This window comes from Bradyrhizobium sp. BTAi1, from assembly GCF_000015165.1.
GTDB lineage: Bacteria > Pseudomonadota > Alphaproteobacteria > Rhizobiales > Xanthobacteraceae > Bradyrhizobium > Bradyrhizobium denitrificans.
On record NC_009475.1, the window covers coordinates 175,917 to 191,386 of the forward strand.

A 15,470-nucleotide genomic window follows, 5' to 3' on the forward strand; every position below is an offset into this window, starting at 1 on the left:
ATACGGGTAGCCCAATTTCATTCTGCCCGACTCGATCGCGCCGCCGTAGCCGGATGTCAATGACAAGGTGAAGGCGATCACCTATTGCCACGACACCTATCGATTAACCACCGCCGATGGCAAGAAACGCACCTTTTGGGAACGCAATCCGCGGCTGAAAACGGAGTCCAGCAAGGAAGGTCCGCAAAATGGAGTGCCGACCCTCGTGGCCGCAGGAACGGCGGGCGACCGGGCGGATGTGAGTTTTGCCGCGCCCGAGGAGATCTGCAAGATGATCGAACCGCGATGCTACGCGTGACCTGCCAATCAGCAGCGTCCACATGCCGCCTCGTACCCTATCGTGAACGAGTAATAGGTGGCCGAAGGACGGAAGGACGTGTGCTCAAGATCGGAGAAGCGATGTTTACGGTGCTTCGTTTGCTTGTTCTACCCCGAACATGACCGCCGTTACGCGTCGGAACGGAAACTGACGCCATTCAAAATCGTGCCGTACGCTACGAGAACTTTCCCCAAGCCCGCCCTGAGCCGACCCGCGCCCTGCAGGACGTGTCGCATGTTAGCCTCACCGGACCGATATGCAGCGCGAGCGCCGCCACCGGCTCCATGGAGCCATTGGCCGCGCGCGATAGCGCGGAGGATGCTGCCCCAGTCGCCCTTCAGCAGGGTGATGCCGACGCTCTCCATGGCGACCTCAGTGCCTGGTCCCATGGCAATGCCGGCCTCCGTTGCGGTTAGTACCGGGCATTGACGCCGTCGGAGTTCCGATTTCCTCTCCGCGTCTCCACTGAATCGTGATCGGCGGACTTTCGTTTTGCTGCCGCGCATTCCATGCGCAGTTACGAAACCCGCCAATGCAGTAGAGAATATGGCGGCCTTGCGCCGCGGGGCCGCAAGCCCGGTGCACCCGTCAATCCGAGTCGCCGCTGGGCGCCTCGCCACGGATCGACCAGTGCTCGCCCCGAAGTATCGCCCTGCGCCGCTATGGGGCGGCGACCGAAAGGCTCTGGCGAAGGAACTCGGCAAGGCACGCGCGATGGCCAACATCCTGTCCGCCCAATCGGCGGAGATGCGGGCTAACGGCGAGGCGATGATCCCGCAAGCCGACAGGCTGCTTTGCGAAAGTTGGAACGAGCGGATATGGAGCGACGGCGCCGTTCGATCCATCGCCCCGGGGACACTTCCATCTGGCGTTGTTCACCGGACAGGGCCAGACTGACCGTCTAATTATGCGCAATGAGAGCGACGTCGAGGGCCGGCACGCGTTCCGGCAGAGCAAGACCGGCGAGCTTGTCGATATCAAAGAGGCGCCACAACTCAGCGCGCGGCTAAATGCCTCGCATGCACGAATAAGGAACTCAAGCTTCGGCTTCAACTGGATAAGGTCCCACCCGAACTCGTGGTCAACGAGGACAATGGTGAGCCTTACCACGAGAGTACCTATCCCATTGCGTGTCGACGGCCCGAGCCGTCGCAATCTTCGGGTTTTTCGTGCGTGCGACAACGCGCGCCAGGCAATTGTCCGCGCGGAGCGACTGAAGGGCGAACTGATTAAGAACGTGGACAAGCTGTTCGCCTCCTTTCCTCTCGATGAGGAGAATAAGGCGCAGCGCGCTCGAACGGTCGATCAGCGCAAGCGCGCATTAGCGGAATGGCTGGATGCGCAGACCGCTCGCGACAGCACTGGGCATTCATACCGAAGCGCTCAGACTATCGTGAAGCACTACCGCGCCCGCAATGCGGCTGGCGCCAATTCCGGTATCGACAGGCTTGAATTGCAGGTGCGGAAGGAAGGCATGAGGAGCTGAATGCAGACCAGTAGGTCTCGTGTTGCAGGTGGAGGGGCTTCGGTCCTAATCATCCGACTCGTCGCATGGCGTACGACCATTGAGAGCGTCGCAAAAAACCCGGTTCGTTCTGCCGCGGAACTTGGTCGCGACGGTTGGATTGTCTTCGAGCGGAGGTTTACTTTCCGAAAGCCCAGTTCGGCCCATTGATTGACCTCGTGCACTCAGCGTTCGCGCTCACGCATTCTCGCGCGATCACCAGTCTGAGCTGTCCGGATCTGCTTATCTCCTTTTGATGGATGACGATCTCGCACCGGTTCCTTGATTGTTGCCCGCGCAAACGAATGCCCGTTTTCTAGATGCTGGGCGATGCGCTCCTTGGCGAAGGCCATGATGCTCTTGCGAACATTCTCATCGTTCGGCAGAGCGCGCGCGACAAGCTTGTTGATGACGACAAGCTGGGATTGGGCCGCGAGCAGGTCGGAATCATGCCCCGCCGCCGGCCGGTCTGCACGGCGTTCCTCCACAGTCACACTCCACATGTTGCGCCACATCTGGCGCCGTTCAATGCCAGCGATTCCTGTGGCGGCGTCTATGGACTTTATCGCCCTGATGACGGGTTCGACACCATCCCTTCGCAGAGAGATGCGGTCGCCAGGCCTGGCCCCACTGTCTGCGACGTCAGTTACAACGCCGACGCCCCACACCCGATGTCGCCGGCCATCATCCAGTTCGATGGCTACGTAGGTTGACGGCTCCGCGTCGGGGCGGTTGCGATACGGGCCAAAACCGACCTCCATCAGACGTCCGGAAACGCCCTTGTCGTAATCGAGCCTATCCGCCTGCAGAGGCCTATCGGAGGCCGAGCGAGCCTCTACATCAGTGGTCCGGGCCTGGGCCCGATCCCATGCGGCTCGTCGGTCGCCGAGCGTCTGGCGATCACGCTCGTTTGGCTGATAGCCCTGCACCTCTATTGCGCGCGCGCTAGCCTCGAGCCAGGCCTGGCGCCGGAACTCGACGGAGCCACGGACGTGTAGTGCCTCCCACTGGCGATGTTGTGCAACGCTGACCATGTCTCGGATCACTTCCGCGGCAGCTATGCGGGTTACTAGGCGATCATCAGTGGCCTTGAACGCGAGGTACTCTTTCCGCTCATCGGCATAGAGCCGCGCTTCCCTGCCAGATCCATCCTTTTGGGATTCAGTCCCCACCACGTAATATTTCCGACGGATTCGGTCCGGAAACGCACTATCGGTAACCTCCACCGGTGAAGGCTTGTTGGGGGCTGTAGTTGCGGTCTCGTCTTCCCCCTTTCCTCGGGCGGAAGCGCGCCCCGCGCGACGGTGCCGCTCCAGGCTGAATTCCCCACTCTCGTTATGCCCGTCGTTCATGGCCCTCACCCTTCTGCTTGCGGCCGGTCCGCCGCGACGGCGGAATGGCTTGAGCGTCGATGTAATTCAGGACCCAGGCTTTCATATCGTCTTCCGAGAGCCCTTCGAGATCGACGTCCACATCCCCAAAATCGAAGGAGGCGTCGGCGGGGATTGTGGAGGGATCGGCCACCTCCTCGTCGGTCATCGGGCGAGACCGAAATGCCGCCCGGAGCTCAGCGACCGCGGAGCGAAGCTCTTTGATCTCGGCGTCGAGCAACGCATTCGAGCGACCGTTGGGCATTTCGGGGGTAGGCGCAGGCAACAGACGCCGCAGGAAAGCCTTGTCTTCGTAATAGACGATCTTGTCAGCGATAATGGGCGGAATGCCGGTGCCGAGAATGAATGCCTTGGTTTTCGGAAGTAGCTTCAGCTCCTGCGGCAGCATCAGGGCGCGGCGGTGTTCAGAAATCGTTTCGCTGGTCGAGCGCATCGCCAGTCCTTTCGGTCCGCTGCGGCTGCGCGCTTTCACGGTGTCGTAACCGATCCGCTCCGAAAGCTCATTGGCGACATCCTGTTCCTTCGGCGCAAAGACCACCTCGACGGCGTGGTTGGTCATGAAGTTGCGGGCTGTGTCAATTCCGTAGATTCCGCGTAGCTGGGCCGGACTCTGAATCACGGTCAGCAGGCGGATGCCATAACCGGCAATGAATGCCACTGATCTCGCCAGCACGTTGACATTGCCGAGCGCCGGAAATTCATCCAGCAAAAGCAGCACCTTGCGATTGAGCTTGGGGTTCTGTTCCGGCAGCTCGCGGGTATTGAGATCGACCACCTGCTGGAAAAACAGATTCAGAAGTGGCGCCATGCGGTCGAGATTGTCAGGCGTCACGCCGAGATAGATCGACATCGGCTTTTGCCGCAGGTGCCGCAGATCGAAATCGTTGGTCGTTGTCGCAGCATCGATCCGAGGGTTGAGCCAGAGACCAAGCCTTGCCGTGACGGTCTTACGCACCGAGTTCATCGTGTTTTCGGACGCGGCGAGGAAATCATTCAATGCGGCAATGCAATGCCGCGACAATGGCGAAGAGCCAAACTTGCGAGCGGCGATGATCTTCTCAAAATGTGCCTTGAGATCGGGGGCAGCGGACAGCTGGTGCAGGATCTCGCCGATCGTCAATGACAATCCCGGCGTTTCCGCGACATAGCCGCCAATCGCCACGAAGGCCGAGCGTGCTGCCTCGAACCAGAACGGATCGCCCCGGGTCTCGGCCGGAAACAGCATGACGGCGATGCGCTGCAGATCGTCATAGAGGTCCGCGGGATCGCTGCGCACGTAGCCAAGCGGATTGTAGCGTGCGGTGCAACCGTGTTCCTCTAGCGGATCGAACAGATAGACCTCCTGCCCGTGGGCTGCGCGAAATCCTGCGGAGCGATCCCAGTTTTCCTTCTTCACATCCAGAACGACCACCGAATCTGGCCAATTCAGCAGGTTCGGAATGACGTAGCCGACCCCCTTCCCTGCCCTAGTCGGAGCGTAGACCAGGACGTGTTCCGATCCGCCGAAGCAGAGCAGTGCACCGTCCTTTCGTCCAAGTAGCACGCCTTGCTTAGATCGCAGGCCAGCGGCCTTGATCTCCCGCTCGGAGGCGAAACGCGCGCTGCCGTGAAGTGGGGAAGGACGGTGCCGAAAGATAGCACCGAGCAGGCCGAAAACGACGACCACGCCGACGAGTGTTGACAGGGTTAGCCAGCGGTCGAAACGTGGGTCAGCGCCGTAGCGGGACCAGCCGGTGGCGATCTCTGACCAGTGCAGGCCACCATCGTGAAGCCTGAGCCCCAGCAGCAGGACGTTTGAGGCGACCAATAGGAATACCGCGCAAGCAGCGAGCGCGACCGCGAGGCCCTGCGCTGTCCTAACTGAGGTGGTCGCGTTTGCGAGCGGGGTCATAATATATCTCCGAAATGCGGTAGCGGCCGTTCCGCTTCTGCATCTGGATGACGACGTCGACGAGGAGCAGCAGGAGCGAGCGGATGTCGTCGCGATGAAGGTCTCGGCCTTCCGCGCTTTCCTTCACCAACAACGTCAGCTGCTCGAAGGCGAGCCGGGCACTGTCGGCATGAACGGTCGTGATCGATCCCGGATGGCCCGAGTTCACATTCCTCAGATAGAAGAATGCGGTCCCATCGCGCAGCTCTTGCAACAGAATGCGATCCGGCCGCATCCTCAGGCAGGACTCGAGGAGCTCGCGCGGTCCAATTTTAGCAACGCCCTGCCCGTCCTTGGCATAGAGCAGCCGCACGCAATTCTGATGAGGGATGACAAGCTCGGCGGTATCCTCAATTGTAATGAGCCGCTCTTGAGCCGGGATCGCCGCGATCAACGCCTTGGATAGCGTCGTCTTTCCCGAACCAGTCGCCCCGGAAACGATGATGTTGCGACGAGTTTCCACGGCAAGCTGGAGGAAGTCGCGCCAGGCACCGGCTTCTTTCAGGGCCAGAAGCTGAGTCTCATCGGCAGTTAATCGGTCATTGGCGACACGGACCTCATCAAACAGTTTTGCGCGCTCGAAGGCCTCCAGTGTCATTGTCAAAGCCGACGGCTTGCGGATCGTAAGACTGACCATGCCGGCTGGCACGGCTGGTGGGACCACGATCTGGCAGCGCTCCTCCCCGATCAGAGTCGTCGACACCACGGGATGCTCCGGACTGATGTCCTGACGGGTGTGGCCGGCGGCCGCGGTTGCGAGGTGTGAGAGGTAGGCATGCGTCAGTGCTGGCGCTTCGTGCCGGGTCCAGCCGCCAGGACCTTCCACGAAAATTTCGCCAGGACGATTGACGACGATTTCGGTCAGGGACTTGTCCGCCAGGAATGGAGCCAGCGGCTCCAGGTAGCGCGCCAGCACGAGCCGACTGCCGTCGCGTTCGATGGAGTGTACCGCACTCACTTTGTCACCACCGCCGGCGCCACGAGGCCTCCGGGAATGGTGCGGTCCAAAATCTGCGTGCGGGTCTCGATCCGGCGCAATTGATAGACCGAGGAGAAATCAACATCGCGCGCGACAAAGATATTGACGAGCTCGCCCTGATTCTTGTTCAGAGTCGGTGGAATGTTGATCGACTGCTCGACGGCGATGCCGGCGGCGGTGTTGGTCGCTCCCGTGGTGTTGTTGATCTGGATCGAGCTGTCCTGCAGCTGCTGACGCCCGATTGAGGAGGCATCGCCAACGATGGACAGCAGCAGCGCCGAGCCGAAGCGTTCAAAGAAGTGGGTGTCGATGTCGCCGTCGAAGCCAGCGCGGCCCAGCGCATCCGTGGCGGGCGAGGCCAGGGCCGCGATCACGCCTGTCGGCGTCTTTGCGCGGGTCCACAGCACGAAAAGGCGTTTTGAGCCGCGCCGCACATTACCGCGATATTCGCCCACGACCTGTGTGCCCTTTTCCATCAGTACGACGTTGCCGGAATCCGACATAACGTCTCGGATAACGACGCAGGAGACGAAGCCCGCCACGTCCGAGGACATCGCCGTCTCCAGCACGCACGGGATCGAGGTACCCTGGGTGATGAGCAGATTGCGGTTGGGCAGCCGCGCAGCGCGAACGCCCTCGATCGGCGTGGGTTTCAGCTTATCGGCAAGGTCGTTGCGCGGCTCGCCCCGCCAAAACCCATAGGGATCAGAGGCGACACTTCCGGTCACGCTGTCGTGGGCTGCATGTCCCGCAGAACTCGGCCGATTGTATGCCAGCACTGGTGCGCGACGGGCGCTTTCCAGAAGCTGGTCGGAGGCGGGCGCGGGTGCAGCTGGTGTGGCTGCGACCGGCGCGGCTCCAATAGAGGATGTGGTGATTGGTGCGGCCGGCGCTTCCGGGATGGGCTCGAACGCGGCCGCTTGGCGGATCACGAGCTTGCGGGCGGAATCGCTAACTGGCTTATCACCTTTCCAAGTCCCCCAGATGATCAGAGCGGCAAATGCGGTGAGCGCCAGCGCTCCGAAGCCGCGTTTGAGCATCGTCGCTCGAGCATTGTCGCCTCCTCCAACGGGCGTAATGCCACGGTCGCCGGCGATCGTCTCATCGTGATGTTCGGTCATATCGCGCTCGCCTATCGTGGCCTTGAGATTGGAGATGATTTCTTTGCCCGCCGCTCGATCGAGGGGCTTGTGGTATTGGTCCCAGGGTTAATCCCCACCGCATCGAACGCTTCGTTGAAAATGCAAAGGACGTTGTCGCCTTTGCGCAGCCGGAACTCCCGGGCCGTGGCATGAACCACCACGAGCTCGCCGCGGACATCCTTGGGCACCAGGCTTTCGGAGCCGTCGGAATTGATTAGGTAGATCGCGGGGATTTCACGGTTGCCCGCAAAGCGGAACGTGGTCTCCTTGCCGTCGTCGAAAACGGCTTCGGGCTCGAGGTCGACCGAGCCTTGTGCCGAAAACCGCCAGTTGCGTGCCCCATACGCATGATGCAGGTCAAAGGTCTGGTCTATCAGCGAGCCTTCCCGCTCCGCGCCACGGGCGGCCGCCTCCGCACGCCGACGCTCGATCTCGTCGCCGGGATAGGCGAAGCGGACGACGAAATAGCTGTCCGCCAGCGTCGTCTCGGCGATCGACAACTCGAACTGATACGAGCGCTTGCGGCCATCCGGGCGCGTGGTGACGACCTGCAGGTTGGTCGGCGGATGTTTTTCCCGCGGTTTGAGGAACAGGATCGAGCCCGCTGGTGCAACTTCCCATGCGATCGCATCGCCAATCGCGACATGCGCGACCTCCTCATCGTCGGCAAACAACACCTGGGTGGATGCCCGAATCACGCCGTTGACCCGGACCACATTGGCCGGATCATAGGTCACGGTGCGCACCCGGGCGTCGTGTTGGCCTGGCGAGGGCTGTTGCAGCGCCAGCACCGGCCCTGCGAATCCCAGGGCAAAAATCAATAAGAGAACGAAGGATTTCATGGCACGACCTCCGGATCGGCGCGATATTCCGAGACCACAAAGCCGAGCGGATTGATAAGACGGTCGGCGGAGGACATTGGCGCGTTGGTATAGGAGAACGTCAGGGTGGAGACCCAGTGGGTGATGCGGGTTTCCTCGCCCTTGCGGCTCTCTTTCATGAAACGCACCGAGGCGACATTGTCAGCTAGGAGCGAGATCGCCTTGATCCGTACTGTGGCGACCCCGAAACGGCCCTGAACGACTTGCGGGCTTTCCGGATTGGAGCCGCGATACCAGGCCGCAAAACGGGCCTGTTCGCCCTGCCCCGAGAGCAGCGAAATCGTCCGGAAGTTGGTTTCGGCTTCCGGATAGCTGTAGCCTTCGCGCGCGCGAACGTAGCGGCCAAGAAAATACTTGGTGACCGCTTCATCATAGCGCGCCGGCGTCGAAGTGAGGGCGGAGACGGTGTCCACAATCCCGGTCGCGTTATCGACCCGGATGACGAACGGTTCGACCGTCTTCAGCGGCGCCAGCGCTGCGACCGCACTCAGTGAGGCGATCGCTAATGCGCAGGCACCCGCGGCAATCACCCATGCCGTTCTGCGCGAGCGATGGGCCGCCAGCAGCAGATCCTGCTCCCATCGACGCGCATTGTCGAAATAGGCTTTCAGGTCATCGTGACCGACCATCTCACGCCTCCTTGCCGCAAGGCCGGTAAGAGGCTGCAATGGCGGCCTGGTGGTCTGATGCAGCCAATCGCGTGGAGGGCGCTGCCGGGCTGGTCTCGCCTTTGCGGATGACTGGTGCCGGCGCGGATGGCGGAGGTGCCGGCTCCGGTGTCGCCAATGGCGTACCTGTCTCCCAATCCCACAGCGAACGATTGAGCGGCCGCCGAGCCTGGCCATCACAAGATGGCGGTCCCTTTGACCAGCTTGCGCAGCCGCCAAGCTGAATTGCGATCATGCAAATAATGAATAGTCGACGCCACATCGTTCTGATGCCCCTGTCTGTCTTTCTCGTCTTTTGCCACGATCATTGCCTACGCCGCCGTGGTCCCCGGCGATTGGGTGCGGCGCATACTGCCGCCCTGCCGGCTGGCTCTCACCGCGGCGAGACCGCGGCTGGCCGACCAGCGGGCGCCGGCATATGCGCCACTGGCTGCCGCCGTGGCATTGGCAATCATTGGGCTCGTGACCAGCCGGCTGGCGAGCGAAGCGCCACCCCCGGCGAGACCTCCTGCGATGATCGGCAGTTGAAGCGCGATGTATCCGGACAGACCGAGCACCGCGCTGATGGCGACCGCGGCCACCACCATCTCGCCGGCCGTGCCGGCGTTTGCCGCGAACCTGTCGATGAAGCCGCTAACGGTCGTCAACATCAGCCCGACCAGTGCGACCACCAGCACCAGCAGGATCACGAAATTCGCGACCTGCCGAAGCCAGGCTTCCGTAAAGGGCCGCGTGGCCTCGAATAGTCCAAGTGCAATGAAGAGCGGCCCAAGCGCGATCACGACCCCCAGACCAACCTTGGCATAGAGCAGGATGGCAAACTGCAAGAAGGAGCCAACCGCCACGAAGACTAGGAGAATCGCGGCAATCAGTGCGGGCGCGATGTTGGTCAGTCCGGCTTGCTTGTAGATCCTATTTGCGACGTCAATTCCTTTGGTCAGAAGCTGATCGAACGGAACTCCGGAATTGGTATTCAGTCCGGCACCAGCCAATGCATTGCCAATCTCCTTCGGCAGCGAATCGAAGAACAGTCCCGTGACGTATTGCTGGAACGCGCTTGAATTGGTCGCTAGCAGCACGACGACCACGATCCGCATCGCCCGCCAGGCAAACTCCATGATGGGCTCGGAGATCGCGCCCCGCATCACCGCAAAACCGTAGAGGATGACATAGAGCATCACGGCCGTGCGCAGCGGACCATCAATGTAGGAGGCAAGATTCGATACCGAGGTCGACACGAATGTCGTGATCGGCTGTTCGAACTCCTTCAGAAAGCTGTCAAAGACGTTTATGGCCATCGCGGCGATCCTTACTTCAGGGCGTCTTCCATCTCTTGGACGGTGATCTTGTTGCGGGCTTCGTTGGCATTGATGCAGTTCGGCGTCTTTGCGAACTCGCCGGGATTGTCGCCGCACGTATTGAGAGCCGCCGCAAGCTCGTCCCGATGGTCGAGATACCAGCCGACTGTTTTCGTCTGCTCACTCTTGTTGGCCTCATTGCAGCCCGTAAGGACAGCAGTAAGTCCGATTAGCAAGATGGATGCCTTCAGCTTCATTCCAGCGCCGCCTTCATTTCATCAATCAGTTGTTGTTGTTTTTCGCGCTCCCGCTGTCCGTCCATGTCGGTGCGGGCCTGCTGGATCATCGCAAGACCCTGCATCCGGAGCACATCGTTCTGCAGCAGCGCCTGTTCGGCCTGCAGCCGCGCTGACAAATCGAGAGTCTCCTTGACGTCGGTCGCAGAGCTGATGCGGGTTCTCAATTCTTCGAGCGCATCGATACGCTGCGAGGCGGTGTCGTAGACCGCCTGGCCCATGGAGTGCTTGGCGCCGGTCTGCCGCGCGATCCGGTCGAGCTCGCTCTGGTAATACGAATTGCCGCTGTTGCCGGCATACGCGCGGTTCTGCGAAAGGTACTGGTTCATCGCGTCGGCGAAGTTGCCGCCACCCTGCCCCGCCACGAGACGTTCGATGTCAGAGAACTGTTGGGGCAGGACTTTCCGGAACTGGGGCGTGTTTAGCAGCGCGCCGATGTCGTTGGCGTTGGTCCGCTTGTTGAAGCTGTCATAGAGCTGCTTGGCCTGGTTCAATTGATCTTGCGCCACCTTGAGCTGGGACGTCAGGGTATCGACCTGCTTCTTCAGCTCCGTCAGTTGCTCAAATTGCCGCGCATAGACGCTAGGATCGAACACAATCTCCGCTCCTGCAGGTGATGCCATCAGGAAGATCATGACCGGCACGAACGGGAGAATCCCCGGCATACGTTGAACCGTCATCGGATTGTCCCCCGTTCCGCGTGAAATACCGGCAGCCATTGCGCTGGATCGTCGCCAACCTCTGCCCGAATGCGGTCGAGCAGTTCGACCGTCTCGGTCCGTCCGGACAACACGGCGAGTGCATCGTTGAAGCCGCCGAGATCAAGTTCTGCGACCACTGAGTTATGGCCTTGCTTGATCAGGAACCGCCGGCTTTCAGGCGTGAGCTCCTCCTTGATCAGGCGGAATTCAGTGTCGGTCAGATGGAAGCCGTCGACATAGTCCGAGCGTGTTCCCCGCGCGTTAGGCAGGAAGATCTGCGTCGGGCACTGCTCGACAATGGTGTGTGCGATCGGGGAAGCCAGCGCGTCGCGCGGCGACTGCGTGCCGAATACCATGACGCCATTCTGCTTGCGGATGGTCTTGAGCTTGTTGTTGGCGAGATCCCGAAATGCCCCGTCGCCAAGCGCCTTCCAGAACTCGTCGATGTCGATGATCAGGCGCCGCCCGTCGATCAGGCGCTCGACGCGGTGGAACAGATACATCATGAGCGGCGTGCGAACGCTGGGATGATCCAAGAGATCGGTCATGTCGAAGCCGACGAACCGGGCATCTAGCCCGATGGCATCCTGCTCGCCATCCAGCACCCAGCCGAAGGGGGCGCCCCGGCACCATCGCTCCAACCGGGCGCCGATCCCCTCGCGGTCCTGTTGACCAAGAAAAGCCCGCAGCGCCCCAAACGAGCGTTCCTCCTGCCGCAGGTGAACAAGGGCTCGCAATCCGGAATCGATCCGCTCCTCCTCGGATACGGTCAGCGGACGGTTGTCTGGCGTAACGAGCTTCCGGATAAGAGCGCCCAGGAAGGAAAGATTGGCTGGCGTTAGCTCCAGCGCCTTGAGCGGCGCACAGCCGGTCGCAATACCGTTGTGGAGCGTCAGATAGGTGCCGCCGACGGCACGGACGAAAATCTCGGCGCCGCGGTCCTTGTCGAAGAAGACGTAAGTGGCGCCGAGCCGCTCGGCCTGCGACAGCAGGAAGTTCTGCACGACGGTCTTGCCCGACCCGGAGGGGCCACAGATGAACGTGTTGCCGAGGTCGCCGTGATGGAACGAGAAATAGAACGGAGAGCCGGACGCGGTCTTGAGCATCGCGACCGCCGGTCCCCAATGGTTGCCGGAAGGCTGTCCTGTGGGATAGGTATGGAACGGGGAGAATGCCGCGAAATTCCGCGAGCTGATCGCCCCAGTTCGTGCCCGATACTTGAACAGCCCGGGAAGCTGCGCCCAATAGGCCGCTTCAAGGCCGAGATCTTCGCGCGCCACCACGGCACCCGCATCCGCCAGGACGCGTCGCGCCACGCTCATGTGGTCCTGGAGCTGCGAAGGCGTCTCGGCGTAGATCAACAACGAGAGATGATGGTCTCCAAGCGCGAACCTGTTGGATTCGAGATCGTCGAGGGCGTCAGCGAGCTCGTCGATCTGCGAGGCCGCCGGATCCTGAGCCGAGACCAGCTGGTTCTGCTTGCGCGTCAGCACCGTCTTGGCATCAGATTTGGACAAGAACGCGAAGGATTGCGTGAGGATAAGTTCGAAAGGCGCAGAAAGCAGCGCGTTCAACAGGCCAGGCTTAGTGGACGCCGGATATTCCTTGAGTCCAAACATGCCAGCGAAGCGCGAGCCACCCGCGCTGCGGGTTTCGATGGCTTCGCGGCCGAAAATGACACGGTTTGAATAGAGTGCAGGGCCGATCGGCCCCTGCGGCAACGGCATTGACGTCCACTCGCCGGAGGCCACGGCGTGGAACAGCTCCATTGGCTCCGAGAATACGATGCCGTCGCGCTCAGCCAATCCGAGAGCATGGGCCCCGTAGCGCTCTAACGCCGCGACCATATCTCGCGTGGCATCGTTGAGCCGCTTCAAGGCGTCGCTGTCGACCTCGAGAGAAGCCGCAGCGCTCCGGCCAAGCCGCCGGAAGAACGCGGCTGCCGCATCGGCGGGCGCGCGACCGGGATGACAAACCAGCGTCACGTAGAGATCGTTGCGAAACAGCGCTGCTTTGCGAAGCCGGTCGCGATATTGCGCGTCAAGCGAGGCTGCAAATGGCGATCGGAATGCACCGTCCGGATAATCTGACGTCCGGCGCCGCACCAGATGGGTCCATAGCGCCAGCCGCGGATCGGCAACATTGCGTAGAGTGAGGTTCAGTTTGGCGTGAAGATCGTTCAGATCCGCCGTCTCGGCGGTCTCGAACGAGGTGCCGTCGAGCCGGATCACTGTGAGCATGGCCCTGGTCGTGAGACTGATCACGGTATCGGTGACATGTCGGCCGAACGGGAGGTAGACTTCGGGCCCGATCTCCCGGGTCTTGAGCGCTGCGTTACGCATAGCCAAGGTCTCGTGCCTGATATCGCCGAACGAGCTTGAGGGGCGTGCAGGATGATCCGCCCCAGAAGGACGCGTTGCGCGTGCGCCCGCGGGTCTCGATCCAGGCGAGGAGAATCCGGAACATGTTGGGGTCGTGCCGGCAGATGATGCGGCAAAGACCATGGATCGGAATCGCGACCAGGCCGTAGATGATGCTTCCGGCCACCAGGAATAGGATGCAGGAAAACATCACGTTGAGCGCCATGGCTTCCATGGTGACGCCGGCAATCATGGCCGGCCGTGTGCAGGCGAGGAATAAGGTGTCCTCTGTGAGACGCGCGGCCTCGATCATCAACGACCTCCAGTCAAGGTCGAGACCACCTCGGAGGCGCCGAACGTGATGGCGACACCGAGCACAACATAGGCGGCCTTGCGCAGATCGAGATAGCCGAACATCCAGGCGATGCCGACGATGATGACCGCCAGCGTGGCCAGCAGGCGCGCCACGTTGCCAGTCAACATGTTGACGATATTTTGCAGCACACCCTCGATGTTCGCGGTTTGCGCGAGCGCAGGCTCGACCAAGGCGATGCTGAGGACGGCTCCCACGCAAAGAATGGCAGCGGAGTGTTTAAGAGGAGAAGTCATGACCCGGCTCCGATTGGCAGTGCAGCCGGACCAGCCCGGACCGCGGTGTTGAGTTGAGACAAAACAAAAGAGGTCCTCATCGTTCATAGACAAAGGCCGACGTGCCAAGGCCCGAGCGATAGACGTCCCAGTTCGGACGCTCCCTGACGGAGGGAGCTGGCGTGTTGCTTGTCGGCATGTCAGCGTTGGAAGTGTCGGCAGCATCGGCCGGCAGGGTACGGGGCTCGGGAGTTGTTCGGGGAGCTTTGGCTGCGAAGCTCGCGACAACCCTGGCAATAGCCTGATCGCGGCCCGAGGCGTTCACGTTTTTGGCTTGCAATCGGGCCTCGAACAATCTGCCAAGGCCCGCAATATGCTTGCAGGCGTCGAAGGTCGTGGTAGCCGTCAACCCGGCCTGCTTGGTTTCCTCGGCATCAAGTTGAGCGAGACCGGTCCGGACCGTCTGGCCGGTGGCGATGGCCTCGGTCGTGAGCTGGATAGCTTCGTCACGGTCATTTGCTTGAATCGGAATCGGTTTCCGCCCCTGAATTGTGATGAGCAGCGGCTCGAACGAGCTCGCTTGCCGCACAATTGCCGCCAGAGGCCGAACGAGGTTCGGCGTCGGCGCGCACTGTTCGACCAGAGCCAAGAATGCAGCTGGATCCATTGTTGATGACTTTGTTTCGAGAGTTGAAGACCCGGACGCTATGCCGCGAGCGGAAGGCTTGACTGCGCGTCAATTGCACGCCCCGAAATCTTCCCGGCCGCTCGGATTGCCCCGAGAGCGTTGTCGGTGACCGGCAGCAGTCCGGCGACAGCTTGGGTCGCCCCGATTTGACGAGGTGGACCAAGGCGGTTGAGCTGCCATCCAGCTCGGCGCAGGATGCGCTCCATGCGCAGATCAGTGACGGTCGCGATTGCCTGAAGGTCAAGCTGCTGGCCCCATTCAATCATTGCCGCAAAGAGCAGGAACGTTGCTTCCCGCAAGCCGTTCTCAGCTGTCGTCGCGACCTGTTCGGTATCAACGCAAAAGCGCGAGCTCTCCCAGATCCTGGATTCGTTTGGTGCCGCGTGGCCATCCAGCAACACCGGGAACGTATCTGCCAGCATGTTGCGCCCGGTGGTCGGCAGCAGACGAACACATCCGACGACCTCGCGCTGCTCGAGCAGCAAGAGATAGGTCGGCTTGAGCGCGTCGTACTGATCGATCTCCAATCCCCCCGCGATAGAGACGTCCCAGTCGAGCCGCTCCTTGAACACGCGCCCTCGCAGACGGTGCATCCCCATTGCCAAGTCAAGATCGTGCAAGAGCGCTGTACGGGTGCGCACAATGACCTTCATTCTTAACCTCCCGCTTACGAATCACAGCTTCGAGATCAAGAAAGCAGGGGTGGTCACAGCGTTGCGCTGTCT

At 61.3% G+C, this 15,470-nt stretch carries 16 protein-coding genes and 1 pseudogene; 3 read left to right on the forward strand and 14 right to left on the reverse strand.

Going from position 1 to position 15,470, the window contains the following annotated elements:
* Nucleotides 1-67: 67 nt before the first annotated feature.
* The 3 genes and pseudogenes from BBTA_RS37750 (at nucleotide 68) to BBTA_RS38460 (ending at nucleotide 1,805) form a co-directional block, all read left to right on the forward strand.
* A complete protein-coding gene (locus BBTA_RS37750; RefSeq protein ID WP_049795547.1) occupies nucleotides 68-298 on the forward strand; it encodes a hypothetical protein in 231 nt (76 codons plus the stop codon).
* A 651-nt stretch (nucleotides 299-949) separates the two neighbouring features.
* Nucleotides 950-1,169: pseudogene (locus BBTA_RS41600) on the forward strand (hypothetical protein); the annotation flags it as partial.
* Between the two features lie 57 nt (nucleotides 1,170-1,226).
* The gene (locus BBTA_RS38460) at nucleotides 1,227-1,805 is read left to right on the forward strand and encodes a hypothetical protein (protein WP_148221679.1); all 579 of its coding nucleotides are present in this window, start codon (nucleotides 1,227-1,229) and stop codon (nucleotides 1,803-1,805) included.
* A 203-nt stretch (nucleotides 1,806-2,008) separates the two neighbouring features.
* Here BBTA_RS38460 and BBTA_RS37770 read toward each other — a convergent pair whose 3' ends face one another.
* The 14 genes from BBTA_RS37770 to BBTA_RS37835 all read right to left on the reverse strand — a co-directional run bounded on the left by BBTA_RS37770 (nucleotide 2,009) and on the right by BBTA_RS37835 (nucleotide 15,398).
* The gene (locus BBTA_RS37770) at nucleotides 2,009-3,175 is read right to left on the reverse strand and encodes an LPD7 domain-containing protein (protein ID WP_011931067.1); all 1,167 of its coding nucleotides are present in this window, start codon (nucleotides 3,173-3,175) and stop codon (nucleotides 2,009-2,011) included.
* Nucleotides 3,159-5,105, reverse strand: coding sequence for a type IV secretory system conjugative DNA transfer family protein (locus BBTA_RS37775; protein WP_011931068.1), 1,947 nt, complete (start codon nucleotides 5,103-5,105; stop codon nucleotides 3,159-3,161). The genes BBTA_RS37770 and BBTA_RS37775 overlap by 17 nt, the downstream gene beginning before the upstream one ends.
* A complete protein-coding gene (virB11, locus tag BBTA_RS37780; protein ID WP_011931069.1) occupies nucleotides 5,071-6,102 on the reverse strand; it encodes a P-type DNA transfer ATPase VirB11 in 1,032 nt (343 codons plus the stop codon). Before virB11 ends, BBTA_RS37775 begins: the two co-directional genes overlap by 35 nt.
* Nucleotides 6,099-7,244: a type IV secretion system protein VirB10 gene (gene virB10, locus BBTA_RS37785; protein ID WP_011931070.1), complete on the reverse strand. Its 1,146-nt coding sequence runs from the start codon at nucleotides 7,242-7,244 to the stop codon at nucleotides 6,099-6,101. Before virB10 ends, virB11 begins: the two co-directional genes overlap by 4 nt.
* Before the next feature lie 11 nt (nucleotides 7,245-7,255).
* Nucleotides 7,256-8,107: a P-type conjugative transfer protein VirB9 gene (gene virB9, locus BBTA_RS37790; RefSeq protein WP_011931071.1), complete on the reverse strand. Its 852-nt coding sequence runs from the start codon at nucleotides 8,105-8,107 to the stop codon at nucleotides 7,256-7,258.
* The gene (locus tag BBTA_RS37795; RefSeq protein ID WP_011931072.1) at nucleotides 8,104-8,775 is read right to left on the reverse strand and encodes a virB8 family protein; all 672 of its coding nucleotides are present in this window, start codon (nucleotides 8,773-8,775) and stop codon (nucleotides 8,104-8,106) included. The genes virB9 and BBTA_RS37795 overlap by 4 nt, the downstream gene beginning before the upstream one ends.
* Before the next feature lie 350 nt (nucleotides 8,776-9,125).
* Nucleotides 9,126-10,052 carry a type IV secretion system protein gene (locus BBTA_RS37800; protein ID WP_244424510.1) on the reverse strand — a complete coding sequence of 309 codons (927 nt, stop codon included), beginning with the start codon at nucleotides 10,050-10,052 and terminating at the stop codon, nucleotides 9,126-9,128.
* A gap of 71 nt (nucleotides 10,053-10,123) precedes the next feature.
* Entirely contained in the window at nucleotides 10,124-10,369 is a 246-nt protein-coding gene (locus BBTA_RS37805; RefSeq protein ID WP_011931075.1) for an EexN family lipoprotein, read from the reverse strand.
* A complete protein-coding gene (gene virB5 / locus BBTA_RS37810) occupies nucleotides 10,366-11,088 on the reverse strand; it encodes a P-type DNA transfer protein VirB5 (RefSeq protein WP_011931076.1) in 723 nt (240 codons plus the stop codon). The genes BBTA_RS37805 and virB5 overlap by 4 nt, the downstream gene beginning before the upstream one ends.
* Nucleotides 11,085-13,451: a VirB4 family type IV secretion/conjugal transfer ATPase gene (locus BBTA_RS37815; RefSeq protein WP_011931077.1), complete on the reverse strand. Its 2,367-nt coding sequence runs from the start codon at nucleotides 13,449-13,451 to the stop codon at nucleotides 11,085-11,087. Before BBTA_RS37815 ends, virB5 begins: the two co-directional genes overlap by 4 nt.
* Nucleotides 13,444-13,782: a type IV secretion system protein VirB3 gene (locus tag BBTA_RS37820; protein WP_011931078.1), complete on the reverse strand. Its 339-nt coding sequence runs from the start codon at nucleotides 13,780-13,782 to the stop codon at nucleotides 13,444-13,446. The genes BBTA_RS37815 and BBTA_RS37820 overlap by 8 nt, the downstream gene beginning before the upstream one ends.
* The gene (locus tag BBTA_RS37825; protein ID WP_011931079.1) at nucleotides 13,782-14,078 is read right to left on the reverse strand and encodes a TrbC/VirB2 family protein; all 297 of its coding nucleotides are present in this window, start codon (nucleotides 14,076-14,078) and stop codon (nucleotides 13,782-13,784) included. Before BBTA_RS37825 ends, BBTA_RS37820 begins: the two co-directional genes overlap by 1 nt.
* Before the next feature lie 76 nt (nucleotides 14,079-14,154).
* On the reverse strand, nucleotides 14,155-14,706 hold the full coding sequence (locus BBTA_RS37830; RefSeq protein WP_244424511.1) for a type IV secretion protein: 552 nt from the start codon (nucleotides 14,704-14,706) through the stop codon (nucleotides 14,155-14,157).
* Nucleotides 14,707-14,762: 56 nt separating this feature from the next.
* Nucleotides 14,763-15,398 (reverse strand): acyl-homoserine-lactone synthase, encoded by a 636-nt coding sequence (locus tag BBTA_RS37835; RefSeq protein ID WP_011931081.1) that lies wholly within the window; start codon nucleotides 15,396-15,398, stop codon nucleotides 14,763-14,765.
* Nucleotides 15,399-15,470 lie beyond the last annotated feature (72 nt).

Bases quoted from the DNA above. Each gene is read 5' to 3' on its own strand.
- BBTA_RS37820 (WP_011931078.1), bottom strand. From the start codon at position 13,782: ATGATCGAGGCCGCGCGTCTCACAGAGGACACCTTATTCCTCGCCTGC.
- virB9 (WP_011931071.1), bottom strand. From the start codon at position 8,107: ATGAAATCCTTCGTTCTCTTATTGATTTTTGCCCTGGGATTCGCAGGG.
- BBTA_RS37835 (WP_011931081.1), bottom strand. From the start codon at position 15,398: ATGAAGGTCATTGTGCGCACCCGTACAGCGCTCTTGCACGATCTTGAC.
- BBTA_RS37805 (WP_011931075.1), bottom strand. From the start codon at position 10,369: ATGAAGCTGAAGGCATCCATCTTGCTAATCGGACTTACTGCTGTCCTT.
- BBTA_RS37795 (WP_011931072.1), bottom strand. From the start codon at position 8,775: ATGGTCGGTCACGATGACCTGAAAGCCTATTTCGACAATGCGCGTCGA.
- virB10 (WP_011931070.1), bottom strand. From the start codon at position 7,244: ATGACCGAACATCACGATGAGACGATCGCCGGCGACCGTGGCATTACG.
- BBTA_RS37815 (WP_011931077.1), bottom strand. From the start codon at position 13,451: ATGCGTAACGCAGCGCTCAAGACCCGGGAGATCGGGCCCGAAGTCTAC.
- BBTA_RS37775 (WP_011931068.1), bottom strand. From the start codon at position 5,105: ATGACCCCGCTCGCAAACGCGACCACCTCAGTTAGGACAGCGCAGGGC.
- BBTA_RS37770 (WP_011931067.1), bottom strand. From the start codon at position 3,175: ATGAACGACGGGCATAACGAGAGTGGGGAATTCAGCCTGGAGCGGCAC.
- BBTA_RS38460 (WP_148221679.1), top strand. From the start codon at position 1,227: ATGCGCAATGAGAGCGACGTCGAGGGCCGGCACGCGTTCCGGCAGAGC.
- BBTA_RS37825 (WP_011931079.1), bottom strand. From the start codon at position 14,078: ATGACTTCTCCTCTTAAACACTCCGCTGCCATTCTTTGCGTGGGAGCC.
- virB5 (WP_011931076.1), bottom strand. From the start codon at position 11,088: ATGACGGTTCAACGTATGCCGGGGATTCTCCCGTTCGTGCCGGTCATG.